Below are 25597 nucleotides of genomic sequence, written 5' to 3' on the forward strand. Positions count from 1 at the left end.
ATCGCACCGCCCACGCCCGTCAGCCCCGAGCGGCCCGCAGGACGGCGAGGTTGAGCTCGAGCACGTTCACCCGCGGCTCGCCCAGGGTGCCGAGGGTGCGGCCCTCGGTGTGGTCGGCGACGAGATCCTCGACGGTGGACACGTCGAGGCCGTTGGCCCGGGCGACGCGGTCGACCTGGAGGGCGGCGTACGCCGGGGAGATGTGCGGGTCGAGGCCCGAGCCCGAGGCGGTGACCGCGTCCGGCGGGATGTCGCTGACCGCGACCCCCTCCCGCTCGGCGATGGTCGCCTGCGTGTCCGTGATCGACGCGATCAGCTCGGGAGCCTCCGGGCCGTAGTTCGTGCCGTACGTCGACAGCAGGTCGTAGCCGTCGCCGGCGGCCGAGGGCCGGGGCTGGAACAGCCCCTCGGGTGCGATCTGGCCGATGATCGCCGAGCCGACGGCCCGGTCGGGGTCCGTGGTGGGGGAGCCGTCGGCCGTGACCAGCGAGCCGTGCGCCTGCCAGGGGAAGGCGACGAGGCTGATGCCGGTGACGAGCAGCGGGTAGGCGATGCCGAGCACGATCGTGGCGAGGATCAGCACGCGCAGCCCCGCCAGGCTCTGCCGGAAGAGGGCGTAGAGGTCGTTCATGGGTGGATGTCCTTCCGGTCCGGCTCAGAGTCCGGGAATGAGCGAGATGACCAGGTCGAGCAGCTTGATCCCGATGAACGGCGCCACGAGGCCGCCGAGGCCGTATATCAGCAGGTTGCGCTTGAGCAGTGCCGACGCGGACGACGGGGTGTAGCGGACACCCCGCAGCGACAGCGGGATCAGGAGCGCGATGACCAGCGCGTTGAACACGACCGCGGAGACGATCGCCGACTCGGGGGTCGAGAGCCGCATGACGTTGAGGACGTCGAGGTCGGGGAAGGCCACCACGAACATCGCCGGCAGGATCGCGAAGTACTTCGCGATGTCGTTGGCCACCGAGAACGTCGTCAGGGCGCCCCGCGTGATCAGCAGCTGCTTGCCGATCTCGACGACGTCGATGAGCTTCGTCGGGTCGGAGTCGAGGTCGACCATGTTGCCGGCCTCCTTGGCTGCGGTCGTGCCCGTGTTCATGGCGACGCCGACGTCGGCCTGCGCGAGCGCCGGCGCGTCGTTGGTGCCGTCGCCGCACATGGCGACCATCCGGCCGCCCTCCTGCTCGCGGCGGATCAGGGCGAGCTTGTCCTCCGGCGTCGCCTCGGCGAGGACGTCGTCGACGCCGGCCTCGGCGGCGATCACCCGTGCGGTGATCGGGTTGTCGCCGGTGATCATCACGCTGCGGATGCCCATCGCGCGCAGCTCGTCGAACCGCTCGCGCATGCCCTCCTTGACGACGTCCTTGAGGTGGATGACGCCGAGCACGCGCGCCCTGCCGTCGCCGTTGCGCGCGGCGACCGCGAGCGGCGTACCGCCCGACTCGCTGACGTGGGTGACGATCTCGTCGAGCCGGGCGTTGGCGGCCGGGGCTCCGGTGCTGTGCGCCCACGTGATCACGGCGCTCGGGGCACCCTTGCGGACGACCTGGTCGGGCAGGTCGAGGCCGCTCATGCGCGTGGTGGCGGAGAACTCCACCAACGTTCCGCCGGCGGCGAGTCGCTCGAGGTCGCCGTGAGTGCCGTCGCCGTCGACCAGGCTGACCACGCTGCGACCCTCCGGGGTCTCGTCGGCGAGAGAGGCGAGCAGTGCGGCGTTGGCCAGCTCGGCGGGGTCGACGCCGTCCAGTGGCAGCAGCTCCGTGGCCCGGCGGTTGCCGTAGGTCACCGTGCCGGTCTTGTCGATGAGCAGCACGTCGACGTCGCCGGCGGCCTCGACCGCGCGGCCCGACATGGCGAGCACGTTGCGCTGCACGAGGCGGTCCATGCCGGCGATTCCGATGGCCGAGAGCAGGGCGCCGATCGTGGTGGGGATCAGGCAGACCAGCAGGGCGGTGAGGACGACCACCGACTGGTGCGCGTCGCTGTAGTCGGCGAGGAAGTAGAGCGTCCCGCAGACCACGACGAAGATGATGGTCAGTGTGCTGAGCAGCACGTTGAGCGCGATCTCGTTGGGCGTGCGCTGCCGCTCGGAGCCCTCGACGAGGGCGATCATCCGGTCGACGAACGACTGGCCGGGGTCGGAGGTGATCCGGACGACGATCCGGTCGGAGAGCACCACCGTGCCGCCGGTGACCGCGCTGCGGTCGCCACCCGACTCGCGGATCACGGGGGCGGACTCGCCGGTGACCGCGGACTCGTCGACGGAGGCGACCCCCTCGATCACGTCGCCGTCACCGGGGATCCGCTCCCCGGCCGCGACGACGACGACGTCTCCGGCCCGGAGAGTGGTGCTGGGCACCTCGTCCACCGGCAGCGTGGCCAGGTTGCTGGTGTGGCTGAGCTGGTCGTCGCCGCCGCGGACGCGGCGGGCGGTGGTCTCCTGCTGCAGGGCCCGCAGGCTGGCGGCCTGGGCCTTGCCGCGGCCCTCGGCCACCGACTCGGCCAGGGTGCCGAAGAGCACGGTGAGCCAGAGCCAGACCGTCACGAAGACGGACAGCGTGCTCGGGTCGATCACCGACATGACGGTGGTCGCCACGGCGCCGACCTCGACGACGAGCATGACGGGGGACGAGACGAGCTGACGCGGGTCGAGCTTGCGGAAGGCCCCCGGGAGCGCCTCGGTGAGCTGACGGGGGGTGAGCAGGGTGGTCACGACAGGGACTCCGCGATCGGGCCGAGGGCGAGCAGGGGGACGTAGGTGAGACCGACGACCACGAGGGCGACGGCGGTGAGCATGCCGACGAAGAGCGGACCCCGCGTCGGCAGGGTGCCGGCGCTCGCCGGCAGCTGCTGCTGGACGGCGAAGCGGCCCGCCAGGGCGAGCACGAACACGATCGGCAGGAAGCGGCCGAGGAGCATGCACAGCCCCAGCAGCGTGTTCCAGAACGGCGTACCGCTGGTGAGGCCGCCGAACGCGCTGCCGTTGTTGTTGGAGGCCGAGGTCACGGCGTACACCGCCTCCGTGAGGCCGTGCGGCCCGGACTCCTGGAGGCCGGCCAGACCGTCGGCAGCGGTGAGGGACACCGCGCTGCCGACGAGCACGAGCACCGGCGTGGTCAGCACGTAGAGGGCAACCAGCCAGATCTCCTTCTGGCCGATCTTCTTGCCGAGGTACTCCGGTGTGCGCCCGACCATGAGCCCGGCGAGGAACACGGTGACCACGGCCAGCATGAGCATGCCGTAGAGGCCCGAGCCCACGCCGCCGGGCGCGATCTCGCCGAGCATCATGTTGACCAGGAGCACGCCGCCGCCGGGGGCGGTGAACGAGTCGTGCATGGCGTTGACGGCACCGGTCGACGTGCCGGTGGTCGCCGCGCCGAAGAGCGCCGAGGCGGCGGTGCCGAAGCGCACCTCCTTGCCCTCCATCGCGCCGCCGGCCAGGGCGGGAGCGGTGCCGGGCCCGGCCGTCTCCGCCCAGGTGACCAGGGCGATCGAGATGCCGAGCAGCATGGCCATCACCGACATGACGGCGATGCCCTGACGGCGGTCGCGGACGATCAGGCCGAAGGCCCAGGCCATCGCGAACGGGATCACCAGGATCAGGAAGATCTCGAGCAGGTTGGTGAGGGGGGTCGGGTTCTCGAACGGGTGGGCGGAGTTGACGTTGTAGAAGCCGCCTCCGTTGGTGCCGAGCTCCTTGATCGCCTCCTGCGAGGCGACCGGCCCACCGGTGAGGTGCTGGGCGGTGCCGGTCAGGCCGGTGACGGTCTGGGGCTCCAGCAGGTTCTGCACGGCGCCCGCGGCGACCAGCAGGACCGCGGCGACGAGCGCGATCGGCAGCAGCACGCGGAGCGTCGTACGCACGAGGTCGACCCAGAAGTTGCCGACCCGGCCACCGTTGCGGCTGCGGGCCAGGCTGCGCGCGAAGGCCGCGGCGACGGCCATGCCGACGGCGGCCGAGGCGAAGTTCTGCACCGTGAGGCCGGAAGCCTGCATCAGGTGGCCGATGGCGACCTCGCCGGAGTACCACTGCCAGTTGGTGTTGGTGACGAACGAGACGGCGGTGTTCCACGCGCCGTCCGCCGGCAGGGGCGCGACGCCGAGGGACAGCGGCAGGTGCTGCTGGAGCCGGCCGAACGCGAACAGAGCCAGGACCGAGACCAGCGAGAACCCGAGCACCGACATCGCATACGAGCGCCAGTGCTGGTCGGCGTCGGGGTCGACGCGGAGGAGGCGGTAGGTCACCTTCTCCACCCCGAGGTGCTTCTCGGAGGTGTAGATGGCGGCCAGGGCACGACCGAGAAGCGGTACGGCGACAGCGAGCGCCACCAGCAGCAGCGCGATCTGGCCGAGGGTGGGAGCGAGCTCACTCATCGGTCCCCTCCCTCGGACGTCACCGGCGCCGCCTCACGTTCGGGGGCGACCTGGGGGCTCCGGTCGGGGGTCTTGTCGGTCAGCCGCCTGTCGAGGACCCCGACCAGGACGGCCATCAGCGCGAACGCGATCACCGTGATCAGCACGTAGAGGACATCGGTCACGACTCGATGCAACCCCCGCGCGACCCCCTCACCCCCGCGTCCTGACGGATCCCTGACGCCCCGGGATCCTCTCTTGACGGCACCCCTACGGCCGAACCGTCACTCAGATCAGTCGAACCGTCAGTCAGATCAGTCGAACCGTCAGTTGTGCTGCCCGAACTGACGGCTCGCGCGGTCTGAGTGACGGTTCGACGGGGTCAGCGAGGGACGCGGACGAGGAGGCGGCCGTGGATGCACTCCATGTGGAGCTCCTTGCCCGGGCCGATGGAGTCGCCGTCGAGCTGGCGGGGGGTGTCGGTGGCGCAGCGGATGGTGACCGAGGAGCCGACGACGCGGTCGACGAGCTCATCGGTGTGCGGGCGCTTGAGGAGGATCCGCCAGGCCAGCGGGATCCAGGCGAAGAAGTTGCGCGGGTGCAGGATCACGACGTCGAGCACGCCGTCGTCGATGGCGGCGTCGGGGAGCAGCGGCATCCCGGCCTGCAGGAAGCCCACGTTGCCGACCACGACGGTGCGGGCGCGGTGCTTGGTGAACTCGCCGCCGTCGACGGAGAGCTCGACGCGCACCGCCGGGAACATCAGCGACTTCAGCGCGGAGATGACGTAGGCGAACCAGCCGATCTTCTTCTTGATGTCCTCATTGACGCCCTCCATGATCGCGGCGTCGAAGCCCATGCCGGCCATCACCATGAAGTGGGTGTCCTCGAAGCCGTCGCCGCTGACCGCGACCATGTCGATCGCCCGGTCCTGGCCGTTGAGCGCCACGTCGATCGCGGCCCGCAGGTAGAGCGGGATGTCGAGGTTGCGGGCGAGCAGGTTGCCGGTGCCGGCGGGGACGATCCCGATCGGGATGCCGGTCCCGGCGAGCTCGGCGCACACCTCGCGCACGGTGCCGTCGCCGCCGCACACGAGCACGAGGTCGGCCCCGGCGACGGCGGCCGCCTCGGCCATCCCGGTGCCGGGGTCCTCGATGGTCGTGTAGTGCCAGGTCGGCTGCGACCAGCCGGCCTCGGCGGCCATCGCGGCCACGGTGGCGCGGAACTGCTCGACGTCCTCGACCTTGATCGGGTTGAGCACGACGGCGAGCCGGCGCTCCGAGGGCAGCGCCTGCGGGAGCGGCTCGGCGTCCTCGGCGTGCGAGCGCGGCAGCGGGCTGTAGAGCGCGAGCCCGAGCAGCACGATCCCGGTCGCCAGCAGGAAGCCGCCGACCACGTCGGAGGGGTAGTGCCGGCCGAGCAGCACGCGGTCGAGGCACACCACGACCACGACCACGCCCAGCACCAGGTAGACGGTGCGCCGCACGCTCGAGCGTCGTACGAGCATCACCACGAGTACGGCGAGCACGCCGGCCACCGCGGTGATCGACGACGCGTGCCCCGAGGGGAAGGAGTAGCTGGAGATCAGGTTGGAGGGGTTCTGCCACGGCGGGCGCTCGCGGCCCAGCCAGTGCTTGATCCCTGTGGTGACCAGCTGGGTCGAGATGACGACGACGGCGGCGTAGATCGCCGCCCGGCGGTGGTGGCGCAGGAGCAGCAGCACCACGACGACGAGCAGGATGATGTTGATGCCGATCGTCCCGAAGGCGATCTCGATCCACCGCAGCGGCTCGCGCAGCCAGGACTCGTCGACGGCCCACTCCTCGGCGCCGTTGCCACGGTCGTCGACGCCGGCGACGGGCCCCCACGACTGCGTCGCGGCGAGCGCCAGCAGCGCGAAGAGCGCGAGGAAGGCTCCGGCCCACGTCAGGAGCACGGCACGGGATCGGTCGAGCACGGGGAAGCAGACCTCGGGAGCGGGACGACGGGACGCCCGAGTCTCGCACAGCCCACCACGCCTCCCACGACCCCGGCGGGCCACGGCCTGGGGAACGCGCGCGCGCCTCGTCCGTGCGGGCGGATAGCCTCAGAGCATGATCGACCCGCGTGTCCTCCGCGACGACCCCGACCGTGTGCGTGCCGCCCAGGCCAAGCGCGGTCTGTCCGACGACGTCGTCGACCGGGCGCTGGCCGCGGACTCCGCCCGCCGGCAGGCGATCGCGACGTTCGAGGCCAGGCGCGCGGAGCAGAAGCAGCTCGGCAAGCAGATCCCGCAGGCCCAGGGCGAGGAGAAGCAGGCGCTGCTCGCCCGCACCAAGGCGCTCGCCGCCGAGGTCAAGGAGGCCGAGGCCGCCCAGACCGCTGCCGAGGAGGAGTGGACGTCGGCGCTGATGTCGATCCCCAACCCGGCGGCCGAGGAGGCGCCGGCCGGCGGCGAGGACGACTACGTGGTCCTCGAGACGGTCGGGACGCCCCGCGAGTTCGACTTCGAGCCGCGCGACCACATCGAGCTCGGCAAGATCCTCGGCGCGATCGACATCGAGCGCGGCGCCAAGGTCTCCGGCTCGCGCTTCTACTTCCTCACCGGCGTCGGCGCCCAGCTCGAGCTGGCGCTGATCAACCTCGCCATGGAGCAGGCCCGCAACGCGGGCTTCACCCAGGTGATCGCACCCTCGCTGGTGCGCCCGCGGGCGATGGACGGCACCGGCTTCCTCGGCCAGGCCGCCGACGACGTCTACCGCATCGAGGGCGAGGACCTCTACCTCGTCGGCACCTCCGAGGTGCCGATGGCCGCCTACCACTCCGACGAGATCCTCGACGGTGATGCCCTGCCGCTGCGCTACGCCGCGTTCAGCCCCTGCTTCCGCAAGGAGGCCGGGTCGCACGGCAAGGACACCAAGGGCATCATCCGGGTGCACTGGTTCGACAAGGTCGAGATGTTCGTCTACTCGACGATGGAGGAGTCCTTCGCCGAGCACCAGCGCCTGCTGGCCTGGGAGAAGGAGTTCCTCGACAAGCTCGACCTGGCCTACCGCGTGATCGACGTGGCCGCCGGCGACCTCGGCCTCTCGGCGCAGCGCAAGTTCGACTGCGAGGCCTGGATCCCGACCCAGGGTCGCTACCGCGAGCTCACGTCGACCTCCAACTGCACCGACTTCCAGACCCGCCGCCTCGACACCCGCGGCCGCTTCGCGGGTGAGATCAAGCCGATCGCCACGCTCAACGGCACCCTGTGCGCGATGACCCGCACCATCGTGGCGATCCTCGAGACCCACCAGCAGGCCGACGGCTCGGTGCGGGTGCCCGAGGCGCTGCGTCCCCACATGGGCGGCCTCGAGGTCCTCAAGCCGGTCGATGGCTGAGGCGGTCGTGCCGCCCGGCGAGCCGGGCCCGGGCTGGCGCCCCCGGATCGTCGCGCTCGACATCGACGGCACGCTGCTGAAGTGGATCGAGGGCGCGGGGGCGACCTACGAGCAGATCCCGCCAGCGACGTACGACGCCGTCCACCGCGCCCTCGACGCCGGCGCGCACGTCGTGCTGGCCTCCGGGCGCTCGCCGCACGGCATGACCAGCATCGCCGACCTGCTCGAGCTGCACGGGCCCGAGCGTGACCGGCTGTGGGTTGTGGCCTCCAACGGCGCCGTGGTCTTCCGCTACCCGCCGCTCGAGGTCGTGCACGAGGAGACCTTCGACGCCGCCCCGGCCGTGCGCGCCGTGCTCGAGCACCACCCCCACGCGCTCGTGGCGGTCGAGGAGCGCGGCGTCGGCTACCGCGTGAGCGCGCACTTCCCCGACGGCGAGCTGTCCGGCGACATGATCCTCACCGAGGTCGAGGAGATCGTGGCCGGCCCGGTCAGCCGTGTGATCATCCGCGACCCCAGCGCCACCGCGGAGGACTTCGTCGAGCTCGCGTCCCGCCTCGGCCTGCACGGCACCGACTACGTCGTCGGCTGGACCGCCTGGCTCGACCTCGCGCCGGTCGGGGTGTCCAAGGCCTCGGGGCTCGCCCTGGTGGCCGAGCGCCTCGGCGTGGAGCAGCCCGACGTGCTGGCCATCGGCGACGGGCGCAACGACCTCGAGATGCTGCGCTGGGCCGGCCGCGGCGTCGCCATGGGCCAGGCGGTCGACGAGGTGCGCGAGGCGGCCGACGCCGTCACCGCCAGCGTGTACGACGACGGGGTCAGGGTCGAGCTCGACCGCTGGTTCGACAGCTCGGGAGAAGGAGCACGGTGAGCCTGCCCACCACCATCAGCACGTCGCGGCTGACCCTCGTGGTCTGGACCCGCGGCGAGGTCGCGGACATCCGCGCCGGCCACCGCCGGCCCGAGTGGCACCCCGACTACCCGCGCCAGGACGACGTCGACGCGGCGGGCCTGGTGATCGCACGCGCCAATGCCGGCAAGGACCTCAGCTGGGGCCCCCGCCACATCGTCCGCGAGGGCGTCGCGGTCGGCTCGATCGGCTTCTTCGGCCCGCCGGACGACGACGTCGAGCAGCCCGAGGTCGAGGTCGGCTACGGCCTGGTCGAGGACGCCCGCGGGCTGGGCCTGGCCACGGAGGCGCTGCAGGGCGTGCTCGCCGAGACCGACGCCCGCGGCGTGCGGGTGCGCGCCAGCGTGGAGCCGACCAACGCCCCGAGCATCAAGGTGCTCGCCAAGTGCGGCTTCACCGACCTGCGCGGCACCGACGAGGAGGGCAACCTCGTCTTCGCCCGACCGCTGCCCGCGGCGGCACGGAGGCCGTAGCCGTGGTGCTCCCGCGCCTCGTCGCCACCGACCTTGACGGCACGCTCGTCCGCTCCGACGGCACCGTCTCCGACACCACGCGCGCCGTGATCGAGGCGCTCGACGAGCGCGGCGTCCCTGTCGTCTTCGTCACCGGCCGCCCGCTGCGCTGGGCCGAGGACGTCTTCGCCCACGTGGGCGCGCACGGCCTCGCCGTGGTCTCCAACGGCGCGCTCGTCTGGGACGTGCCCCGTGACCTCCCCTGGCTCGAGCGGCCGATCCCGGTCGACGTCGGGCTGGCGGCCGCCGAGCGCATCCGCGCCGTCGTGCCCGGCGCGGCCTTCGCGGTCGAGACCCTGGCCGGGATCGCGCTCGAGACCTCGTTCCTGGAGCGCTACCCCGTCCCCGACGGGAGCCGCCGCGGCCCGCTGCCGGAGGTGTACGACGCCCCGGCGCTCAAGCTGCTGGCCCGGCACGAGGAGCTCGCCCCCCAGGAGTTCTGGGACGCCGCGGAGGCGGCCGTCGGCGACCTGGTCACGATCACCTGGTCGTCGACCTCGACGCTGCTCGAGATCAGCGCGGCCGGGGTCACCAAGGCCACCACGCTCGCCCTGCTCTGCGACCGGCTCGGCATCGAGGCGGGCGAGGTGATCGCCTTCGGTGACATGCCCAACGACCTGCCGATGCTCGCCTGGGCCGGCACGTCCTACGCCATGGCCGACGCGCACCGGACCGTGGTCGAGGCCGCCGACCACGTGGCGCCGGGCCACGACGACGACGGGGTGGCCCGGGTCCTGGCTACCGTCTTCGACCTGTGACCTGCTGGAATGGTGGGGTGCGCGCCCCTCGATCGATCGCTGCCCTGACGGCTGCCCTGCTGGCGCCGGTGCTGCTGGCGTGCGCCCTCGTGCTCGCGCCGACCGCCGCTCAGGCCGCCCGCTGCAGCTGCCAGGGCAAGCAGACCCTCGAGCAGCAGGCGCGGGTCGCCGACGTCGTCTTCAGCGGCGACCTCGTGCGCAGCCACCGCGGCACCAGCGGCCCCGCACAGAACCCCGCCACGGTCTACGAGGTCCGCGGCGAGCAGCTCTACGCGGGCACCCTCTCGAGCAACACCGTCGCGGTGGTCTCGCCGCGGGGCGACTGCGACCTGCGCGACCTGCGGATCGACCACTCCTACGTCTTCTTCGTCACCGAGGAGGGTGCCGAGCTGCGGGCCGATCGCTGCGGCGGCACCGCGCCCGCCGACGACAAGTACGTCGCACAGGTCGAGGGCGTCCTCGGCGCCGGTACGCCGATCGCGTCGACGCCACCGGGCGAGATCCCGCCACCGGAGTTCACCAAGGTCGCCGGCGCCGAGCCGGAGACCCTCACCCGGATGGCCGCGCCCGGGATCGCGCTCGCGCTGATCGGACTGCTCGGCCTCGTCGTCGTACGACGGGCCGCCGCGCGCGACTGACGCCGCCGGCGGACCAGGTGGGTCAGAGGTACATGCCGCCGGACTCGCCCGGACGACGCTGGCCCTCGCCTTCCCCCCGACCGTCGACGCCCTGCTGCACGCCGGACGACATGCCCGGGGGGAGCTGGCGGCGCATCTGCTCGAGCTGCACGCGCGCGGCCATCTGCTGGGCGTAGATCGCGGTCTGGATGCCGTGGAAGAGCCCCTCGAGCCACCCGACCAGCTGGGCCTGCGCGATCCGCAGCTCGCCCTCGGAGGGCGTCGAGTCGTCGGTGAAGGGCAGCGAGAGCCGCTCGAGCTCCTCGACCAGCTCGGGGGCCAGACCGGCCTCGAGCTCCTTGATCGAGGCCTGGTGGATCTCCTTGAGCCGGCTGCGGCTGGCCTCGTCGAGCGGGGCCGCCTTCACCTCCTCGAGCAGCTGGCGGATCATGCTGCCGATCCGCATCACCTTGGCCGGCTGCTCGACCATGTCGGCGACCGAGCGCTCGCCGTCGCCGAGGTCGTCGCCGTCGTCGTCGTCCGAGCCGAGGTCGATGCCGGCCTGGGCCAGCACGCTCGCGGGCACCGCGCCGACCGGCTGGCCGTCGGGGCCGACCACGACGACCTGGTCCTCGTCGGAGGGGTGAGAGCTGGAGGTGGTCTCGCTCATGTGGCCACCCTACGGCGCCGTCGTGAGCAGCACCTTGCCCACGCTCTCGCTGGCCTCGACGACGCGGTGCGCCTCACCGGCCTGCGCCAGCGGGAGCCGCACGTGCACGATCGGCTTCACGGTGCCGTCGGCCACCAGCGGCCAGACGTGCTCGACGACCGAGGCGCAGATCGCGGTCTTCTCCGCCACCGGGCGCGAGCGCAGCGCGGTCGCGACCACGGCGCCGCGCTTGCGCAGCAGCATGCCGAGGTCGAGCTCGCCCCGGGCGCCGCCCTGGAGGCCGATCACGACCAGGCGCCCCTCGGTGGCGAGGGCCTCCACGTTGCGGCCGAGGTAGGACGCGCCCATGTTGTCGAGCACCAGGTCGACCCCGCGGCCGTCGGTGACCTCGCGCACCACCTCGACGAAGTCCTGCTCGCTGTAGTTGATGGTCACGTCGGCGCCGAGGTCGCGGCAGACCTGCAGCTTCTCGGGCGATCCGGCCGTGGTGAGCACCCGCGAGCCGAGGGCGTGCGCGAGCTGGATGGCGAAGGTGCCGATGCCACCCGCACCGCCGTGCACGAGCAGCGTCTCTTCGGCGCGCAGGTTGGCGATCATGAACACGTTGGACCAGACCGTGCAGGCCACCTCGGGCAGGGCCGCCGCGGTGACCAGGTCGACGCCGTCGGGCACCGGCATCACCTGTCCGGCGGGAACGGCGACCCTGGTGGCGTACCCGCCGCCGGCCAGGAGCGCGCACACCTCGTCGCCGACGGCGAGGCCCTCGACGCCCTCACCGAGCGCGGCGACGGTGCCGCTGCACTCGAGGCCGATCACGCCCGACGACCCGGGCGGGGGCGGGTAGTGGCCCTGGCGCTGCAGCAGGTCGGCCCGGTTGACCGCCGTGGCGGCGACGTCGAGCAGCACCTCGCCGGGCGCGGGCTCGGGATCGGGCAGCTCGGTGAGGGTCAGGACCTCGGGGCCGCCGGGCTCGGCGGCGGTGACGGCGTGCATGGGCTCACCCTACGGACAGCCGCGGCGACGCCCGACGGCTCACTCCTCGAAGGCGTCGTGGCTGTGGTCGACCGCGCTGTCGTCGGGGATCTCGGTCTCGACGACCACCTCGAGGGGGTCGGGGGCGTTCGCCGGGCGGTCCCAGCCCTCGGCGAGGGCCTGGGCCCGGGCGGCCAGTGCCTCCACGCCCTCGGGGTCCGCGTCGTGCGCACCTGCGGCGTAGCCGAGCAGGTAGGAGGTGATCGGCGCGGCGATCTTGACCACGTTGTCCGCGGCGACCTTCGCGAGGTCGAGGATCAGGGCCTCGTCGACCTCGGTGTCCACGTCGAGCACGTCGGACAGCTCGTCGATCCAGTCGTGGAGGTTCACAAGGTCAGACTCGCCACTCGCGGGGCGTCCCGCAAGTCCCGACGGGTCAAGTCACACCGGCGGCAGGTCGGAGGGGTGGTCGAGGTCGCGCGCCTCGCGGCCCTCCGCGGGCACGCCGGCGAGGTCCAGCGGGGCCAGCAGCCGGTGCACGGCGAGCCGATCGGTCTCCGCGGGGCGCACCTCGTCGAGCCGGCCGGTGCGCAGCAGCAGGGCCAGCTGGCGGCGGCCGTCGGCGTCCACCAGCGCGGCCCCGTCGTGGTCGCCGGCGGCTCCCGCGAGCCGCCGCCAGGTCGTCGCGGTCACGTGCGGCATGTCGACCGCCAGCACCGCCAGCCACGCGGGGTCCGTCGTCAGCGCGTCGCGTCCGGCCAGCAGGCCCGCGGCCGGTCCGCCGTACGGCGGGTCCTCGCGGACGAACCGCACCCCGGCCGGCGCCGGCCGCTCGTCCCCGACCACCACGACCTCGCCCGCCCCGACGAACGACGCCAGCGCGTGGTCGAGGAGCGTGCGCCTGTCGACGACCAGCGCCGCCTTGTCGACCCCACCGAGGCGCTCGCCGGTGCCCCCGGCCAGCACCACGGCGGCGTACGACGACAGCGGGTCCTCCATGCCGCGCAGTCTGGCAGGCTGGGGCGGGTGGAACCCCGGGAGCAGCTCGACGTCGCGCTGGTGCAGGTCGCCGCCGACCTCGACCCGACCGTCAACCGCGAGCGGCTGGCCGACCTGGTGCCGTCGGGCCACGACCTCGTCGTGCTGCCGGAGGCCTTCGCCCGCGACTTCGGCGACCCCGGCTCCGACGTGAGCGTGTACGCCGAGCCGATCCCCGGCCCGTTCGCCGCGGAGGTCGCGCGGGTCGCGCAGCAGCGGGGGACCACCGTCGTGGCGGGCATGTTCGAGACCGCCGTCGACACGGCGCGGCCCTTCAACACGCTCGTCGCCCGCGGCGCCGTGGACCGCGACTACCGCAAGATCCACCTCTACGACTCGTTCGGCTACCGCGAGTCCGACCGGCTCTCGGCCGGACCGGTCGAGCACTGCCTGGCCGGCCTCGGGGGCTTCACCCTCGGCCTGATGACCTGCTACGACCTGCGTTTCCCCGAGCTCGCCCGGGCGCTGGTGGCCGAGGGCGCTGACGTGCTGGTGGTGCCCTCCGCGTGGGTCGCCGGGCCGCGCAAGGTCGACCACTGGGTCACGCTGGCGCGGGCGCGCGCGATCGAGAACACGGCCTACGTCGTGGCCTGCGGGCAGCCCGGCCCCCGCTACACCGGCCACTCGCTGGTCGTGGACCCGCTCGGCGACGTGCTGGTCGAGGGGGGCGACGGCGAGGAGACGCTGACCGCCACCCTGGAGCGCCGGGTGCTCGACGAGGCCCGCCGGACCAACCCCTCGCTGCTCAACCGCCGACTGTAGATTTGGCCTCCGTGCCCTCGTCCGCCCCACGCCGCCGCGCCGCCCCCCAGCGGCGCTGGTCGCGGGCCCGCGGCCCGCAGGCGGAGCCGCCGGTGGAGCCGCCGGCCCCGGCCCCGGTCGCGGTCGACCAGCCGGAGCCCGACCTCGAGTCGACGGCGGCCATCGCCGCCACCCTGCCGCTCCCGCCGCCCGAGCCGCCGCCGGTCCCCGGCCCCACCGAGGAGGCGGGCCGCGCCGGGCGCTCTCCGCGCCTCCTGCTCGGCCTCTGGTGGGCCGCCGTCCTGGTCGGCGTCGTGACGGTGCTGGTCTGCGGGCTGACCGACTTCGGGCTCCCCGAGCACACCACCGACCGGGTCTCCCGCGGCGGCGCAGCGCTCACCGCGACGGCGTACACCGTGGCGCTGGCCGTGCGCACGGGCGGCCGGCCGTGGATCTTCGGCGGCGTCGCCGCCCTGCTCGGCGGCCTCACGGTCGTCGTCGGCCTCGAGGTGCTGACCACCGGGGTCGCGGTGATGGCCGCCGTGGTGACGGCCGTGCTGGCGGTGATGCTCACCGTGCCCGCTGTGACGATCCGCCTCGCGGCCCGCGAGGCGCTGGTCGCGTTGGCCTTCTCGCTGGTCGGCGCCGTCGCCGTGGTGGGCTTCGAGCCGACGATCGCGCTGCTCCGGTTCGAGTACGCCGCGCTCGCGCTGTCGCTGGCCTTCGCCCTGGTGCTGGTCTTCCGCCTCGGCGCCGGCCTGCACGGCCTGGGCCGTCGGGGCGTGGTGATCGTGATCGTCGGGTCGGTGGTGCTCGCGCTGACGTTGGCGTACGCCGAGCTGCTGCGCCGCTACGGGACGCCCGGGCTGGTCGACTGGCTGGTCGACGGCGTGCGCTGGAGCCGCGCACACCTCGGCGCCTTCCCGCGGCCGATCGTGACTGCGCTCGGCGTCCCCGCGCTGGCGTGGGGCTGCCACATGCGGGCGCGCCGCCGCCAGGGCTGGTGGGTCAGCGTCTTCGGCGTCGCGGCCACCGCACCCGTCGCCACCAGCCTGCTCAACACGGTGATCACGCTGCGCGAGACGGTGCTCGCCACCGTCTACGCCACGGTGCTCGGGCTGCTGATCGGGGCGCTGCTGATCCGCATCGACCTGCGTGTCACCGCGCCCAGGGGACGCCGCGGCCGCCGGGCCGAGGCCGCCGCCGCGATCCGGCCCGAGCCGCCGCGCAGCCAACCGCTGCTCTGAGTGCCCCCCGACGGGCCGGGGCTTGCGCCGTACGTGCCGGTAACGGCTAGGTTCGGCTCATGGCGCGCAACCGGGGCGGAGACGTCGTGATCGCGGCGGAGATGGTGGCCAACGTGATGACCGTCGAGGTCGCCGAGGGTGACACCGTCGAGGTCGGCGGCACCGTCGTGCTGCTCGAGTCGATGAAGATGGAGATCCCGGTCATCGTCGAGGTCGCCGGCACGGTCTCGGCGATCAAGGTCTCGCCCGGCGACGTCGTCCAGGAGGGCGACGTCCTGGTGGTGCTCACGCCCTGACCCGCGGCCGGGACGCTCGGCCAGCAGAGGGGGCGGGATTCGAACCCGCGGCTGACATCTCTGCCAGCGACCGCTTTCAAGGCGGTTCCGATCGGCCACTCCGGCACCCCTCCGTGCCGCCTCGCGGCGGCCGGAGCAGTCTAGGACGAGCCCCGCGGCGCGGACCTACTCGGAGCCGCCGAGCTCGAGCTCGATGTCGTCGAAGACCAGGTCGTGCAGGCGCTGCTCGTGGTGGGCGATGTCGGCGGCGAGGCGGCGGAGCTCGGTGCGGACCGGCTCGACCTCCGGGTCGGAGAGCAGCGGGTGGCCCAGGGCGACGAGCCGGCGCAGCAGCGCGTCACGCTCGCGGAGCAGGGCGCCGTCGCGGGCAGCGAGGCCGGCGTCCTGCGGGTGGGCCCCCTCGTGGGCGAGCTGGTCGCGGACACCGGCGAGGTGCTTGCGCACCACCCACCGCCACGCGTCGGGCACGGGCTGGTCGGCGGGCGGCTGCTCGAGAGCCAGGCGCAGGTCGAGGAGGGCGGACGAGGCGGGACGCGTCTGGGTCATCGCGGCCTCCAGCGGGGGCGATGTCGGTGGGGGTTCGAGTCTCACCCCGCAACCGGGCAGGGACAACCCCTCGAGCCGCACCAAATCGCGGTCCGGGAGAATCCGTTGCCATGTCGTCCGACTATCGGCTCGCGCCCGGCTTCGCCGCCCGGTTGCTGGGGGTGCTCGTCGTGGGCCTCGGCCTGCTGGTGCTGGCGGTCGTGCTCCTCGGCGCGCTGCTCGGGCTCGGTGGGGCAGTGGTCGTGACGGTGGTGCTGGTGGCCGGGGTGGTGGTCGGTGTGGTCGGTCTGGGCGTGCTGCGGGCCTGGGTGGTCCGGCTCGACGACGAGGGCTACCGCGTGCGCTTCGTGCGGGGCGCCGGCGTGCGCACCGCGCGCTGGCGCGACGTCGCCGAGGCCGCGGCCACGACCTCGCGGGGCGTGCGTTGCGTGGAATTGCAGCTCAAGGACGAGCGCACCACGACGATCCCGGTGGGTGTCCTCGACACCGGCGCCGGCGGTCCTGACGACTTCGTGCACGACCTCCGCGAGCGCCTGCGGCGCGGTGAGGGCCTGACCCCGCTCGGCGACCTCTGAGCAGCGCCCCTGTGCCGGCTGCTGTCGGCCACGGCGACCTGATTCGGCATGGACAGCGGCCTGCTAGTAGCCTGAGCCGCGCTGCAGCCCGGGGCGTGCCCAGCACGTCCGCAGGGGCCGCGGTGGAGGAGGCGTCGCCTAGTCCGGTCTATGGCGCCCGCCTGCTAAGCGGGTTGAGGGCAACACCCTCTCGCGGGTTCAAATCCCGCCGCCTCCGCCACTCAGGACGCCGGTCCGCCCGCGAGGGTGGACCGGCGTCTTTCTCAATTTCTCGTCTGCGACTGGTGTGACCTTGAGTGAACCTGAGGGGTTTGTGAGGTAACAGGCGTCAACTTGAGGCACACTTGACCGGTGCTCGACCCCTCCTTCGGAGGGCCTTGATTTGCGACTGATCAGACCACCTGAACTGCATATAATTGCAATGCAAGTTTCTGACCCAACGAAGGCCTGACCGGGTCTATCCACAGGCTCCAGACTGTGAGTGCGGGACTAGCCCAGGGCCCGCATTTGAATCCAAAGGTGGAACAGGCATGAAGATCGCAGTCAAGGCCGGCGCACTGCTGGCAACCGTCGTCATGAGCATCGGTCTTCTCGGGAGCCCTGCCTCGGCCATGGACAGCAGCTGGGGTTGCCCCGGTTGTGCCAAGGCGCCGTCGCACAACAAGCCGTTCATTCCCTGACGTTCAGGACCTCCATCTCGGGTCATCTCGGAACATCTCGGGTGTGAGACCAGGACCAGCCCCCCACGCACCGGTCCCGCCGCCCCCCGGCCGGTCTCATCGACACAAGGGCAGTGACACCGTCACTGCCCTTGTGGCACGTCTGGGCCCCGTGCCCCCGCCAGGTCAGTCGGACCGGCGGGAGCGCTTGGCCGGCTCCTCGCCGGGCCGCTCGTTGCCGGAGACGCCGAGCTGGCCCATCGTGTAGCCGAGCTGGAAGCGGGTCTCCGACTCGTACTCCGCCTTGAGGTCGGCGACGTAGCCGGCGTACGTGCGCGGGCTGACGCCGAGGCGCTTGGCGCTGACCGGGTCGGCGTGGCCCTCGATCAGCATCCGGATCGTCATCGCCCGCTGCTCGGCGGCGATGTCGCGCATCATCGAGACCTCGCGGTTGGTGAACGGGCGCGCCCGCTCCCAGTGCCGCTCGAAGATGTCGGCGAGGTAGGCCACCAGCGACTGCTCGCGGATCGCCATCGCCACGGCCAGGCCGGTCTGGCCGGGGATCACCGCGATCCGGCGGTCGATGATGATGATCCGGTTGAAGAACTCGTCGAGCGTGCGGACCTCGGCGCCCCGGGCGGTCACGGCGGCGACGTACTTGTGGGTGATCGCGCTGCGGCGCGCGCTGTGCTGGTAGAGCGTGCGCATCTTCAGGCCGCGGTCGAGCAGGGCGATGTCGCGGACGGCGGCCTTGGCCAGGCTGGGCGCGTCACGGCCCGTCTGCGGCTGTGCGGTGAGCATCTCCTCCTCGCAGTCCGCGACGATGCCGGAGAGGTAGGAGCCGATGGCCTCGGGGCCGTGGATCTCGGTGAACGGGCCGCCGGTCGGTTGCGGTGCGCGCCGCCAGGCATGGCTGAGCACGCCGAAGGCGCGCGCCCACGCCGAGGACTCCGTGAGCAGCTCGGCGCCGCGCTGGCCGAGCGGGGTGACCACGCGCGCCTGGATCGTCGAGGGGTCGGTCGCGACGTACATCGACTTCTCCGGGTCGAGGATGACCAGGTCGAGCTCCTCGAGCATCGAGAAGGCGCGGCGGAACTCACCCCGAGGCGCGATCCTGGGGTCGTCCTGGGCGATCCCCCCGCCCGTGACGATCTCCTCGTACAGCGTGGTGGCCTCGGTCTCGAAGAGCGTGCGCTCCTCGGGGCCGTACTCGCTCACGTGTCCCCTTTCGCCTGCCCCCGGTGGCTCCATCTTCCCATCCTGTCCCGACAACGTCCGGCGTACACCGCGCGCTCCGCGCGCCGGGATGCGCGAGAGCCCCGGACCGCGGGGCCGGGGCTCTCGTCACGAGGTGGACGCTCAGGCGTCGAGGCGCGCCCGGAGGCCGTCGAGCTCGGTCCAGAGGACGGCGGGCAGCTGCTCGCCGAACTTCTCGAACCACTCCTGGATCTGCGGGAGCTCGGCCTTCCACTCCTCGGGGTCGACCGCGAGGGCGGCGGCGAGCTGGTCCTCGGTGACGTCGAGGCCGTCGGTGTCGAGCGCGCCGGGGGCGGGCACGTGGCCGATCGGGGTCTCCACCGCGGCCGCCTGGCCGTCGATGCGCTCGACGATCCACTTGAGCACGCGGCTGTTCTCGCCGAACCCCGGCCACAGGAAGCCGCCGTCCTCATCGCGGCGGAACCAGTTGACGTAGTAGATCTTCGGCAGCTTGGCCGCGTCGTTGTCCTTGCCGACGGTGATCCAGTGGTTGAAGTAGTCGCCGGCGTGGTAGCCGATGAACGGCAGCATCGCCATCGGGTCGCGGCGCACGACGCCGACCTGGCCGACGGCGGCGGCGGTGGTCTCCGAGGAGAGCGTCGCGCCGAGGAAGGTGCCGTGCGTCCAGTCGCGGGCCTCGAAGACCAGCGGCACCGTGGTCTTGCGGCGACCACCGAAGAGGATCGCGTCGATCGGCACGCCGCGCGGGTCGTCGTACTCCGGAGCGAGGATGTCGCACTGCTTGATCGGGGTGCAGTAGCGGCTGTTGGCGTGGCTGGAGAGCTCCTCGGACTCAGGGGTCCACGGCTCGCCCTTCCACGACGTGGCGCGGGCGGGCGGGTTCTCGAGGCCCTCCCACCAGATGTCGCCGTCCTCGGTGAGTGCGACGTTGGTGAACACCGAGTTGCCCTTGTTGATGGTGCGCATGGCGTTCGGGTTGGTGTGCTCGTTGGTGCCGGGCGCGACGCCGAAGAAGCCGAACTCGGGGTTGACCGCCCACAGGCGGCCGTCCTCGCCGACCCGCATCCAGGCGATGTCGTCGCCGAGCGTCTCGACCTTCCAGCCGGGGATGGTCGGCGCGAGCATCGCGAGGTTGGTCTTGCCGCAGGCGCTGGGGAAGGCCGCGGCGATGTACTTCACGACGCCCTCGGGGCTGGTGAGCTTGAGGATCAGCATGTGCTCGGCCAGCCAGCCCTCGTCGCGGGCCATCACGCTGGCGATGCGGAGCGCGTAGCACTTCTTGCCGAGCAGCGCGTTGCCGCCGTACCCGGAGCCGAAGGACCAGATCGCGCGCTCCTCGGGGAACTGCACGATGTACTTGGTGTCGTTGCACGGCCAGGCGACGTCCTGCTCGCCGTCCGCGAGCGGGTGGCCGACGGAGTGGATCGCGGGCACGAAGTCGGCGCCGAGCTCGGTCATCCGCTCGAGAACCTCGGTGCCCATCCGCGCCATCACGCGCATCGAGGCGGTGACGTACGCCGAGTCGGTGAGCTCGATGCCGAACATCGGCTTCTCGGCGTCGAGGTGGCCCATCACGAAGGGGATGACGTACATCGTGCGGCCCCGCATGCAGCCGGCGTACAGCCCGCGCATCAGGGTCTTCATCTCCTCGGGGTCCATCCAGTTGTTGGTGGGCCCGCAGTCCTTCTCGTCGAGCGAGCAGATGTAGGTGCGGTCCTCGACCCGCGCCACGTCGGTCGGGTCGGAGGCGGCGTGGAAGGAGTTGGGCTTGATCGCCGGGTCGAGGCGCGTGAACGTGCCCGTCGCGACCAGGGCGTCGGTGAGCTCGGTCCACTCGTCGTCGGAGCCCGTGCACCAGTGGATCCGGTCGGGCGTGGTGAGGGCGGCGACCTCGGCGACGAAGTCGAGGATGCCCTGGTGGGTGGTGGGTGCTGCGGTGGTGGCCGTGTCGGCGGTCATGCTTCCCTCTCGCGCATTCGCGGTCGTCGCCCCGGGTGTCCTGCGGCAGGTCGGGTGCGTCGCCGGCCGTCGAGCGTGTCGACGGGGGTGTCGTGGAGTTGTCTCGGATCGCTCGGCGTCGTTGTCGGCGACTGGTACGGCGACGGGACGGACCAGCGGTCTCGACCCCTCGATTGCCGGGGAATGTACCGGCGCTCCGAGGCGCCTCATATTGGAACGATCACAGGTCTGTGACCGCCGTCACGAACATCACTTGACGGGTCGTCAGGAAGCCGGGCGGCCCCCACCCCACCCGGGATCCAGCGGCCGCGGATCGTGCTCGGGCCTGAGCGATTTCGGCAACCTCCGGACGGTCCGCTATCCTCGACCAGTCGTCCGGCCACCGGCTCGGAGCGACGGGCGCCCGTAGCTCAACGGATAGAGCATCTGACTACGGATCAGAAGGTTTGGGGTTCGAATCCCTACGGGCGCGCAGACCAGGACCGCAGGCAGCCACCCGGCTGACCTGCGGTTTTGCTTTACATGACCCCACTGAGCCCGGCACCCGGCCCGCTCGCCAGGGCTTCCTGCTGCAACCGCGTGCTGCAACCGGCTCAGTGCGGGTCATCGTCGAAGAGGTCGCCGAGGCGATCGAGCGCCTCGCGCTTCTCGTCCAGGGTGACGTGCCCGTAGACGTTCATCGTCATCTCGATGGTCGAGTGGCCGGCGATGTCCATGGCTGTCCGCGGAGGCACGCCGAGGCCCAAGAGGACCGAGACACAGCCGTGGCGGAAGTCATGCAGCCGCACGACCCTGACGCCGGCATCCCGACACGCGTTCTGGACGATCCGGGTGCAATTGCGCGGATCGATCGGCGTTCCCATCGTGGTGGTGAACACGTAGTCGAGATCGGGCCACTCGTCCGCGAGGAGCTCACGATCACTTTCCTGAGCCTCCCGGTGATGTCGCAGCGCCTCGCTCACCAGGGTCGGCAAGGGGATCGTGCGCCTGGATCTCGCCGTCTTCGTGGGCATGGCCACCAACCGTCCGTCGACGCGTTGGAGACCGCGACGAACCTGCAGCCATCCCGCGTCCAGGTCCACATCTGCCCACGTCAGTCCGAGGGCCTCGCTCCGACGGATGCCCAGCAGTGCCAGCACGACGATGAGTGCGTACAGCCGATGTCCCCGGGATTTGCGCAGCAGTGTCTTGACCTCCGCCACGCTGAGTGGCTCTCGCTCGACCTTCGTTGGGCGAGGGACCCGCACCAGCTTCGCGACGTTCCGTTCGAGCAGCTCTTCTCGGACAGCATCCTCGAGAGCCGCTCGGAGCGTCGCGTGCACGTACCCGACGGTGCGCGCGCCTACGTCGCGGGCCTTCAGGGACTCGAAGTAGAGCCGCAGGTCGCGTGCGGACAGCCCCGAGAGTCGCTTTCGACCGAGGTCGGGGATCAGGTACCGCTCCGCTTGGAACCTGTAGGCAGCCAAGGTGTTCTCACGCACCCGGTGAGCGACCACCTGGTCGAGCCACTCCCGCAGGTACACCTCGAGGGTGAGGGCCGCCGGCGCCAACCTCCGGCCAGCGGCCTCGCGCTCGACCAGCTCCGCGATCTTCTTCTCGACCTCTCGCTTGGTTGCTCCGCTCACCGCGCGCCGCACCCGACGTCCGTCGGTCTCGGTGACGTAGCACTGTCCAGCCCATCGGCCGTTCGCTCGCCGGTAGACGGTCCCTTCGCCGTTGGCCTTCTTCGACCTCGTCACGGAGCCTCCCCCGACTCGAGCGCTGCCACGTAGTCCGCGAGAGCGCGCGCCGAGATGCGTCGCGACGAACCAACCTTGACCGACCTCAGCCGCCCGTCCCGGATCAGGTCGAAGACCCGGTGACGCCCCAAGCTCAGCAGCCGCGACACCTCGTCCGGGCTGAACAGGAGTGGTGGAAGCTCCTCGGAGCTCATCAGCCAGACATTGGCGCGGATCGTCACCGACCCGTCCACCTGGTCTGGTTGCGACAGGTTGTGCAGCTGCTGGGTCACGGCCCGTCCTCCCGACGTTCGATGATTCGGTTGGTGCGCGCCCGTCAAGGGCACGTTGTGTCACTTCGTGATTCGCTTCGCTCACCCCTGACCGGCGCACACCCAACCGAGTCAGGCTGGCTATCGGGAGGACGGGGGAGCGTGGTTGGCGGGCTGGCGCGTGCCTTCGCTGCCTCGTACTGCCTTCGCCAGCGCAGCTTCTCCGCGATGGATCGCGTGAGGACCTGCCGGTAGAGCGGGACCGTGCACGTGCGCGGGTCGACGAAGCGCCAGTAGTAGCGGGCGTGGCCGTCCTCGCGGAGCACGTCGGCAGCCATCCGTTGGGCTGCAGGGGCTTCGACCCCGGCGGCCTCGAGTGCCTGGCGCACGACTTCCGCCCGGTCCGCCCTGTGGTGGGAGAGCGTCTTGCCCGTCCAGGCGCGAGAGACCAGGACCCGCCGGCCACCACAGCCGAGATGATCCGCGTCGTGTCCCTTGAACGGGCACTTCCCGGGCGTCATCCCCGGCTGTGCGCGGTCGGGCTGGATGCCGAAGCGGAGCCAGTTCGAGCATCGCGGCGAACAGGGCAGCAGTCGCACCTCGTCGTGGAGCCGCCGCCGGTGGACCCGTTGCCGGCGCGTCAGCTCGTCCGAGGAGCCGTAGGAGCCCGCGATCGACTTGGCGAGGTACTTCGTGAGGTAGGCGACTCTTCGGTCTGCGTCGCCCTCGGAGGCGATGATTCCCTGGATGTCGAGCTGCTCGCCCAGCCGGATCACGTGGCTCGGTTTCGCCTGGTCGTCCGCGTCGAGCGCATCCATGGCCTCGTCCCACGTGGGCAGTGGCGCTCGAGACCGCGGATCGACGTAGCCGGCGCCGTCAGTCCATTGCGGTAGCTCGTCCGCGTAGGTGGGCTGGTCGTGCCTCGGCCACCAGACCTGGTGGTAGGTCGCGCCGGCGACGGCCCTGATGAGCTCTCGCGGGACCGCTCCGCGGACGGCTGCGTGCAGGTGAGGAGCCAGCCGCCGCTGCGCCTCGACGCTGGCGAAGTACTGGACCTTGTACCCGGTGACCCTCCGCAGGTTCTGCCACACGCGGTCGACGAGCTTCGGGAAGTGCAGGGCATCCAGCGCTGCCCGTCGGTAGTCGTAGGTGTTCGGGTCCACAGGCGTCCCGTCGGGACGTACGCGTCCGTACGAGGGCAGCGTGAAGGTGATGAACATCGAGGGTCGGTAGGTCTCGCCCGACGGGGACGTGAACTGGGTGCCGACCGTTCGGTCCGACCTGGTGGCACGAGGAAGATTGGGGGCATCTTGACGCCGCTTCGTGGACCGCCCACGTCGATCGTCGGGTTCGCTCGGTTCACGCTCCGCGTCAGCCAGTGCCGAGCTCGGCTCGAGCGCGGGCTCTTCGTCAAGGTGCCACCCTTCCCGGCACTGCTGCATCCGCAAGATCCGGTTGCGGCGCGCGCATGGCGGACACTTGGATTCGAGAGTCGCGCCGCACCTGGTCGACACGATGTGCGTCGAGCCGCCGACGGAGTCTGTGACCTCGTGCATCAGCGGACGCGTACACACGTCGTGCTTCTCGGCCAGTTCGCGCAGAGCCTCAGCGGGAACGAGTAGGGGAGCCACTACGCGCCCCCCGGATCCAGACGGCCCGCCACTGCGGTACGAGCCGCCCCGGACCAGAAGCCGCCTTCGATCCGGTGGTCGTCAGCGTCTGCGGCGCACTCCGGGCGTACCGGACAGGCGTCGCACACGGTGCGCATGGCCGACTCCTCGGCAGCGGAGTAGCGGTGGGGCTCTGCGATCCACGGAAGTTTCGGAAAGCCTCCGCAGAGGGCCAGCGCACGCCATTGCACGCCCATCACAACCCCTCGGACGTGCGAGCACGCCTGGCCCTCGAGCTGTCAGCGGCAGGCGCCAGAGGAGGGATGCTCCACGTTGTGGACGTCGCGTACGCCTCCGCGGTCTCCCGGATCGCATCGTCGGTGGCATAGCCGGCACGGACGCGAATGGGGTGGCCGCCCTCCTCGGGAACCACGTAGCCCGTGCCCGGCGCCTCGCGGCCGATCCGGTGGCAGAGGGCTCCACTGGCGAGCGCGAAGTCCCCGAGGACCATCGCGGTCTCGGATGCGTCCTTCAGCCGCAACCCCACCATCTGGGTGAAGAGACCTCGAGACGGGATCACCTCCTTGCGCGGGTCCTGCAGACAGGCGAACAAGACGAAGCCGGGAGCCCGCCCCTGCGAGCACAGCAGGTTGATCGCCAGGTCGGCGCGCCGCTGGAGATCCCTCTCCGGGCAATACGCCGTCAGCGCCGCCAGCTCGTCGATCATTACCACGTGCAAGGGGGACTCGGGTGTTTGCTGGTGAGTTCGAGCGTGGCCGGCGAGCTCTTGCGACCGTTCGCGCATCCGCTCGGCCAGGTCCTCGAGCAAAGCGACGGCATCAGCGGCAGACGTCGCCACCGAGGTGAACAACCCCTTGCCCATGAGGATCTCCATGCCGCCCTTGAGGTCGACGCCGTGCAGCAGCACGCGGCCCGCTCGCACCTGGGGAGCCAGCCCAAAGGCCATGGACCAGAAGACCGAGCCCTTGCCCGACCCGGATGATCCGGCCACCAACGTGTGCGGCCCGACGGCCAGGCGCCACTCACCGCCGTCCTCACGACGACCGACCATCACGTCGTGAATCGAGCTGGGGTCACCGACCACCGCTGAGAACGGAGTGGTGAGCTGGTCGCAGACGGTGAAGGTCAGCTCGACCTCCCGCGGCCCGGCCGGGTCGACCCGTAGGCGTTCGACGCCGAAGGCGGAGCGGACGGCCTCAGCCGCTTGGTCGAAGTCGTGCAGAGTCTGGCCGAGGCTGAGTCGAAGCCTCAGAGTCACGAACGGAAAGGACGCCCGAGCGCCGACCACCACGGGTACCTCGCCGCTCATCGGGGCGCAACCTCGCCACACGAGACCCCAGCCCCGCTTGAGTCGCCTCAGCCACAGCCACCCAAGCAACTGTCCGCGCAGGCGCCCGCCTCGCCGGGCCACGATCGCACAGGCCGTAACCACCGCCGCGACGCAGGTCAGCAACCACGCGCTCCACGGCCACAAGAGCCACGTGACCGCCACGCCAGCACATAGGCCTCCCACAGCATCCAGGAGTGTCTGATGGCCCGG

General features: G+C 71.6%; 27 protein-coding genes and 3 tRNA genes. 12 read left to right on the top strand and 18 right to left on the bottom strand.

The genetic code is table 11. The annotated features are described in order from the left end of the window. Positions 1 to 19 precede the first annotated feature (19 nt). The 5 genes from kdpC to ACFPGP_RS02740 all read right to left on the bottom strand — a co-directional run bounded on the left by kdpC (position 20) and on the right by ACFPGP_RS02740 (position 6313). A complete protein-coding gene (gene kdpC, locus ACFPGP_RS02720) occupies positions 20 to 631 on the bottom strand; it encodes a K(+)-transporting ATPase subunit C (RefSeq protein ID WP_378586546.1) in 612 nt (203 codons plus the stop codon). A 24-nt stretch (positions 632 to 655) separates the two neighbouring features. Continuing rightward, on the bottom strand, positions 656 to 2716 hold the full coding sequence (gene kdpB / locus ACFPGP_RS02725) for a potassium-transporting ATPase subunit KdpB (RefSeq protein WP_378586549.1): 2061 nt from the start codon (positions 2714 to 2716) through the stop codon (positions 656 to 658). Next, positions 2713 to 4377: a potassium-transporting ATPase subunit KdpA gene (gene kdpA, locus ACFPGP_RS02730; protein ID WP_378586551.1), complete on the bottom strand. Its 1665-nt coding sequence runs from the start codon at positions 4375 to 4377 to the stop codon at positions 2713 to 2715. Before kdpA ends, kdpB begins: the two co-directional genes overlap by 4 nt. Then, a complete protein-coding gene (locus ACFPGP_RS02735) occupies positions 4374 to 4541 on the bottom strand; it encodes a hypothetical protein (protein WP_378586555.1) in 168 nt (55 codons plus the stop codon). The genes kdpA and ACFPGP_RS02735 overlap by 4 nt, the downstream gene beginning before the upstream one ends. 197 nt (positions 4542 to 4738) lie before the next feature. Further along, positions 4739 to 6313, bottom strand: a complete 1575-nt coding sequence (locus ACFPGP_RS02740; protein WP_378586558.1) for a bifunctional phosphatase PAP2/diacylglycerol kinase family protein — start codon at positions 6311 to 6313, stop codon at positions 4739 to 4741. A gap of 136 nt (positions 6314 to 6449) precedes the next feature. On the opposite strand from ACFPGP_RS02740, the gene serS reads away from it, so the two are divergent. The 5 genes from serS to ACFPGP_RS02765 are packed head-to-tail and all read left to right on the top strand — an operon-like array spanning position 6450 to position 10536. Beyond that, the gene (gene serS / locus ACFPGP_RS02745) at positions 6450 to 7718 is read left to right on the top strand and encodes a serine--tRNA ligase (protein ID WP_378586560.1); all 1269 of its coding nucleotides are present in this window, start codon (positions 6450 to 6452) and stop codon (positions 7716 to 7718) included. Continuing rightward, positions 7711 to 8589 carry an HAD family hydrolase gene (locus ACFPGP_RS02750; RefSeq protein WP_378586563.1) on the top strand — a complete coding sequence of 293 codons (879 nt, stop codon included), beginning with the start codon at positions 7711 to 7713 and terminating at the stop codon, positions 8587 to 8589. Before serS ends, ACFPGP_RS02750 begins: the two co-directional genes overlap by 8 nt. Next, positions 8586 to 9101 (top strand): GNAT family N-acetyltransferase, encoded by a 516-nt coding sequence (locus tag ACFPGP_RS02755; RefSeq protein WP_378586565.1) that lies wholly within the window; start codon positions 8586 to 8588, stop codon positions 9099 to 9101. The genes ACFPGP_RS02750 and ACFPGP_RS02755 overlap by 4 nt, the downstream gene beginning before the upstream one ends. A gap of 2 nt (positions 9102 to 9103) precedes the next feature. Continuing rightward, the gene (locus ACFPGP_RS02760) at positions 9104 to 9898 is read left to right on the top strand and encodes an HAD family hydrolase (RefSeq protein WP_378586567.1); all 795 of its coding nucleotides are present in this window, start codon (positions 9104 to 9106) and stop codon (positions 9896 to 9898) included. A 17-nt stretch (positions 9899 to 9915) separates the two neighbouring features. Continuing rightward, the gene (locus ACFPGP_RS02765) at positions 9916 to 10536 is read left to right on the top strand and encodes a hypothetical protein (RefSeq protein ID WP_378586569.1); all 621 of its coding nucleotides are present in this window, start codon (positions 9916 to 9918) and stop codon (positions 10534 to 10536) included. Positions 10537 to 10558: 22 nt separating this feature from the next. On the opposite strand, the gene ACFPGP_RS02770 is transcribed toward ACFPGP_RS02765, so the two are convergent. Genes ACFPGP_RS02770 through mobA form a run of 4 tightly spaced genes read right to left on the bottom strand, consistent with a single transcriptional unit; the run spans position 10559 to position 13156 of the window. Next, complete coding sequence (locus ACFPGP_RS02770; protein WP_378586570.1) at positions 10559 to 11185, bottom strand: bacterial proteasome activator family protein; 627 nt, start codon at positions 11183 to 11185, stop codon at positions 10559 to 10561. Between the two features lie 9 nt (positions 11186 to 11194). Beyond that, positions 11195 to 12178, bottom strand: a complete 984-nt coding sequence (locus tag ACFPGP_RS02775; RefSeq protein WP_378586572.1) for an NAD(P)H-quinone oxidoreductase — start codon at positions 12176 to 12178, stop codon at positions 11195 to 11197. 39 nt (positions 12179 to 12217) lie between these two features. Beyond that, the gene (locus ACFPGP_RS02780; RefSeq protein ID WP_378586574.1) at positions 12218 to 12547 is read right to left on the bottom strand and encodes a DUF6457 domain-containing protein; all 330 of its coding nucleotides are present in this window, start codon (positions 12545 to 12547) and stop codon (positions 12218 to 12220) included. Positions 12548 to 12598: 51 nt separating this feature from the next. Continuing rightward, positions 12599 to 13156 carry a molybdenum cofactor guanylyltransferase gene (gene mobA, locus ACFPGP_RS02785; protein ID WP_378586577.1) on the bottom strand — a complete coding sequence of 186 codons (558 nt, stop codon included), beginning with the start codon at positions 13154 to 13156 and terminating at the stop codon, positions 12599 to 12601. Positions 13157 to 13183: 27 nt separating this feature from the next. Between mobA and ACFPGP_RS02790 the strand changes: the two genes are divergently transcribed. Genes ACFPGP_RS02790 through ACFPGP_RS02800 form a run of 3 tightly spaced genes read left to right on the top strand, consistent with a single transcriptional unit; the run spans position 13184 to position 15479 of the window. Next, complete coding sequence (locus ACFPGP_RS02790) at positions 13184 to 13957, top strand: carbon-nitrogen hydrolase family protein (protein WP_378586580.1); 774 nt, start codon at positions 13184 to 13186, stop codon at positions 13955 to 13957. A gap of 11 nt (positions 13958 to 13968) precedes the next feature. After that, a complete protein-coding gene (locus ACFPGP_RS02795; protein WP_378586582.1) occupies positions 13969 to 15183 on the top strand; it encodes a hypothetical protein in 1215 nt (404 codons plus the stop codon). A 59-nt stretch (positions 15184 to 15242) separates the two neighbouring features. Then, a complete protein-coding gene (locus ACFPGP_RS02800; protein ID WP_378586584.1) occupies positions 15243 to 15479 on the top strand; it encodes a biotin/lipoyl-binding carrier protein in 237 nt (78 codons plus the stop codon). Positions 15480 to 15503: 24 nt separating this feature from the next. On the opposite strand, the gene ACFPGP_RS02805 is transcribed toward ACFPGP_RS02800, so the two are convergent. Both ACFPGP_RS02805 and ACFPGP_RS02810 read right to left on the bottom strand, forming a co-directional pair. Then, positions 15504 to 15592, bottom strand: a tRNA-Ser gene (locus ACFPGP_RS02805). Between the two features lie 52 nt (positions 15593 to 15644). Beyond that, positions 15645 to 16025: a hypothetical protein gene (locus ACFPGP_RS02810; RefSeq protein ID WP_378586587.1), complete on the bottom strand. Its 381-nt coding sequence runs from the start codon at positions 16023 to 16025 to the stop codon at positions 15645 to 15647. 110 nt (positions 16026 to 16135) lie between these two features. On the opposite strand from ACFPGP_RS02810, the gene ACFPGP_RS02815 reads away from it, so the two are divergent. The 3 genes from ACFPGP_RS02815 to ACFPGP_RS02825 all read left to right on the top strand — a co-directional run bounded on the left by ACFPGP_RS02815 (position 16136) and on the right by ACFPGP_RS02825 (position 17280). After that, positions 16136 to 16600 (top strand): hypothetical protein, encoded by a 465-nt coding sequence (locus ACFPGP_RS02815; RefSeq protein ID WP_378586589.1) that lies wholly within the window; start codon positions 16136 to 16138, stop codon positions 16598 to 16600. Positions 16601 to 16727: 127 nt separating this feature from the next. Further along, a tRNA-Ser gene (locus tag ACFPGP_RS02820) sits at positions 16728 to 16820 on the top strand. Positions 16821 to 17130: 310 nt separating this feature from the next. After that, a complete protein-coding gene (locus tag ACFPGP_RS02825; RefSeq protein ID WP_378586592.1) occupies positions 17131 to 17280 on the top strand; it encodes a hypothetical protein in 150 nt (49 codons plus the stop codon). Between the two features lie 165 nt (positions 17281 to 17445). Here the strand turns inward: ACFPGP_RS02825 and ACFPGP_RS02830 are convergent, their stop codons facing one another. Beyond that, positions 17446 to 18477 carry a LuxR family transcriptional regulator gene (locus tag ACFPGP_RS02830; RefSeq protein WP_378586594.1) on the bottom strand — a complete coding sequence of 344 codons (1032 nt, stop codon included), beginning with the start codon at positions 18475 to 18477 and terminating at the stop codon, positions 17446 to 17448. A 141-nt stretch (positions 18478 to 18618) separates the two neighbouring features. Beyond that, complete coding sequence (locus ACFPGP_RS02835) at positions 18619 to 20436, bottom strand: phosphoenolpyruvate carboxykinase (GTP) (RefSeq protein WP_378586597.1); 1818 nt, start codon at positions 20434 to 20436, stop codon at positions 18619 to 18621. A 399-nt stretch (positions 20437 to 20835) separates the two neighbouring features. On the opposite strand from ACFPGP_RS02835, the gene ACFPGP_RS02840 reads away from it, so the two are divergent. Then, a tRNA-Arg gene (locus ACFPGP_RS02840) sits at positions 20836 to 20908 on the top strand. 121 nt (positions 20909 to 21029) lie between these two features. Here the strand turns inward: ACFPGP_RS02840 and ACFPGP_RS02845 are convergent. From ACFPGP_RS02845 to ACFPGP_RS02865, 5 genes are read right to left on the bottom strand one after another with little or no spacing between them, the layout of a single operon-like run. Next, positions 21030 to 22175 (bottom strand): tyrosine-type recombinase/integrase, encoded by a 1146-nt coding sequence (locus tag ACFPGP_RS02845; protein ID WP_378586599.1) that lies wholly within the window; start codon positions 22173 to 22175, stop codon positions 21030 to 21032. Beyond that, positions 22172 to 22447 carry an excisionase family DNA-binding protein gene (locus ACFPGP_RS02850; RefSeq protein ID WP_378586601.1) on the bottom strand — a complete coding sequence of 92 codons (276 nt, stop codon included), beginning with the start codon at positions 22445 to 22447 and terminating at the stop codon, positions 22172 to 22174. The genes ACFPGP_RS02845 and ACFPGP_RS02850 overlap by 4 nt, the downstream gene beginning before the upstream one ends. A gap of 44 nt (positions 22448 to 22491) precedes the next feature. After that, the gene (locus ACFPGP_RS02855; RefSeq protein WP_378586604.1) at positions 22492 to 24057 is read right to left on the bottom strand and encodes a replication initiator; all 1566 of its coding nucleotides are present in this window, start codon (positions 24055 to 24057) and stop codon (positions 22492 to 22494) included. Then, on the bottom strand, positions 24057 to 24293 hold the full coding sequence (locus tag ACFPGP_RS02860) for a WhiB family transcriptional regulator (protein WP_378586605.1): 237 nt from the start codon (positions 24291 to 24293) through the stop codon (positions 24057 to 24059). The genes ACFPGP_RS02855 and ACFPGP_RS02860 overlap by 1 nt, the downstream gene beginning before the upstream one ends. Further along, on the bottom strand, positions 24293 to 25366 hold the full coding sequence (locus ACFPGP_RS02865) for an FtsK/SpoIIIE domain-containing protein (protein ID WP_378586607.1): 1074 nt from the start codon (positions 25364 to 25366) through the stop codon (positions 24293 to 24295). The genes ACFPGP_RS02860 and ACFPGP_RS02865 overlap by 1 nt, the downstream gene beginning before the upstream one ends. Positions 25367 to 25597 lie beyond the last annotated feature (231 nt).

The organism is Nocardioides taihuensis (assembly GCF_042657275.1).
GTDB lineage: Bacteria > Actinomycetota > Actinomycetes > Propionibacteriales > Nocardioidaceae > Nocardioides > Nocardioides taihuensis.

Bases quoted from the DNA above. Each gene is read 5' to 3' on its own strand.
- ACFPGP_RS02815 (WP_378586589.1), top strand. From the start codon at position 16,136: ATGTCGTCCGACTATCGGCTCGCGCCCGGCTTCGCCGCCCGGTTGCTG.
- mobA (WP_378586577.1), bottom strand. From the start codon at position 13,156: ATGGAGGACCCGCTGTCGTCGTACGCCGCCGTGGTGCTGGCCGGGGGC.
- ACFPGP_RS02810 (WP_378586587.1), bottom strand. From the start codon at position 16,025: ATGACCCAGACGCGTCCCGCCTCGTCCGCCCTCCTCGACCTGCGCCTG.
- kdpA (WP_378586551.1), bottom strand. From the start codon at position 4,377: ATGAGTGAGCTCGCTCCCACCCTCGGCCAGATCGCGCTGCTGCTGGTG.
- ACFPGP_RS02750 (WP_378586563.1), top strand. From the start codon at position 7,711: ATGGCTGAGGCGGTCGTGCCGCCCGGCGAGCCGGGCCCGGGCTGGCGC.
- ACFPGP_RS02865 (WP_378586607.1), bottom strand. From the start codon at position 25,366: ATGAGCGGCGAGGTACCCGTGGTGGTCGGCGCTCGGGCGTCCTTTCCG.
- ACFPGP_RS02825 (WP_378586592.1), top strand. From the start codon at position 17,131: ATGAAGATCGCAGTCAAGGCCGGCGCACTGCTGGCAACCGTCGTCATG.
- kdpC (WP_378586546.1), bottom strand. From the start codon at position 631: ATGAACGACCTCTACGCCCTCTTCCGGCAGAGCCTGGCGGGGCTGCGC.
- ACFPGP_RS02770 (WP_378586570.1), bottom strand. From the start codon at position 11,185: ATGAGCGAGACCACCTCCAGCTCTCACCCCTCCGACGAGGACCAGGTC.
- ACFPGP_RS02835 (WP_378586597.1), bottom strand. From the start codon at position 20,436: ATGACCGCCGACACGGCCACCACCGCAGCACCCACCACCCACCAGGGC.
- serS (WP_378586560.1), top strand. From the start codon at position 6,450: ATGATCGACCCGCGTGTCCTCCGCGACGACCCCGACCGTGTGCGTGCC.
- ACFPGP_RS02860 (WP_378586605.1), bottom strand. From the start codon at position 24,293: ATGGGCGTGCAATGGCGTGCGCTGGCCCTCTGCGGAGGCTTTCCGAAA.
- ACFPGP_RS02800 (WP_378586584.1), top strand. From the start codon at position 15,243: ATGGCGCGCAACCGGGGCGGAGACGTCGTGATCGCGGCGGAGATGGTG.
- ACFPGP_RS02775 (WP_378586572.1), bottom strand. From the start codon at position 12,178: ATGCACGCCGTCACCGCCGCCGAGCCCGGCGGCCCCGAGGTCCTGACC.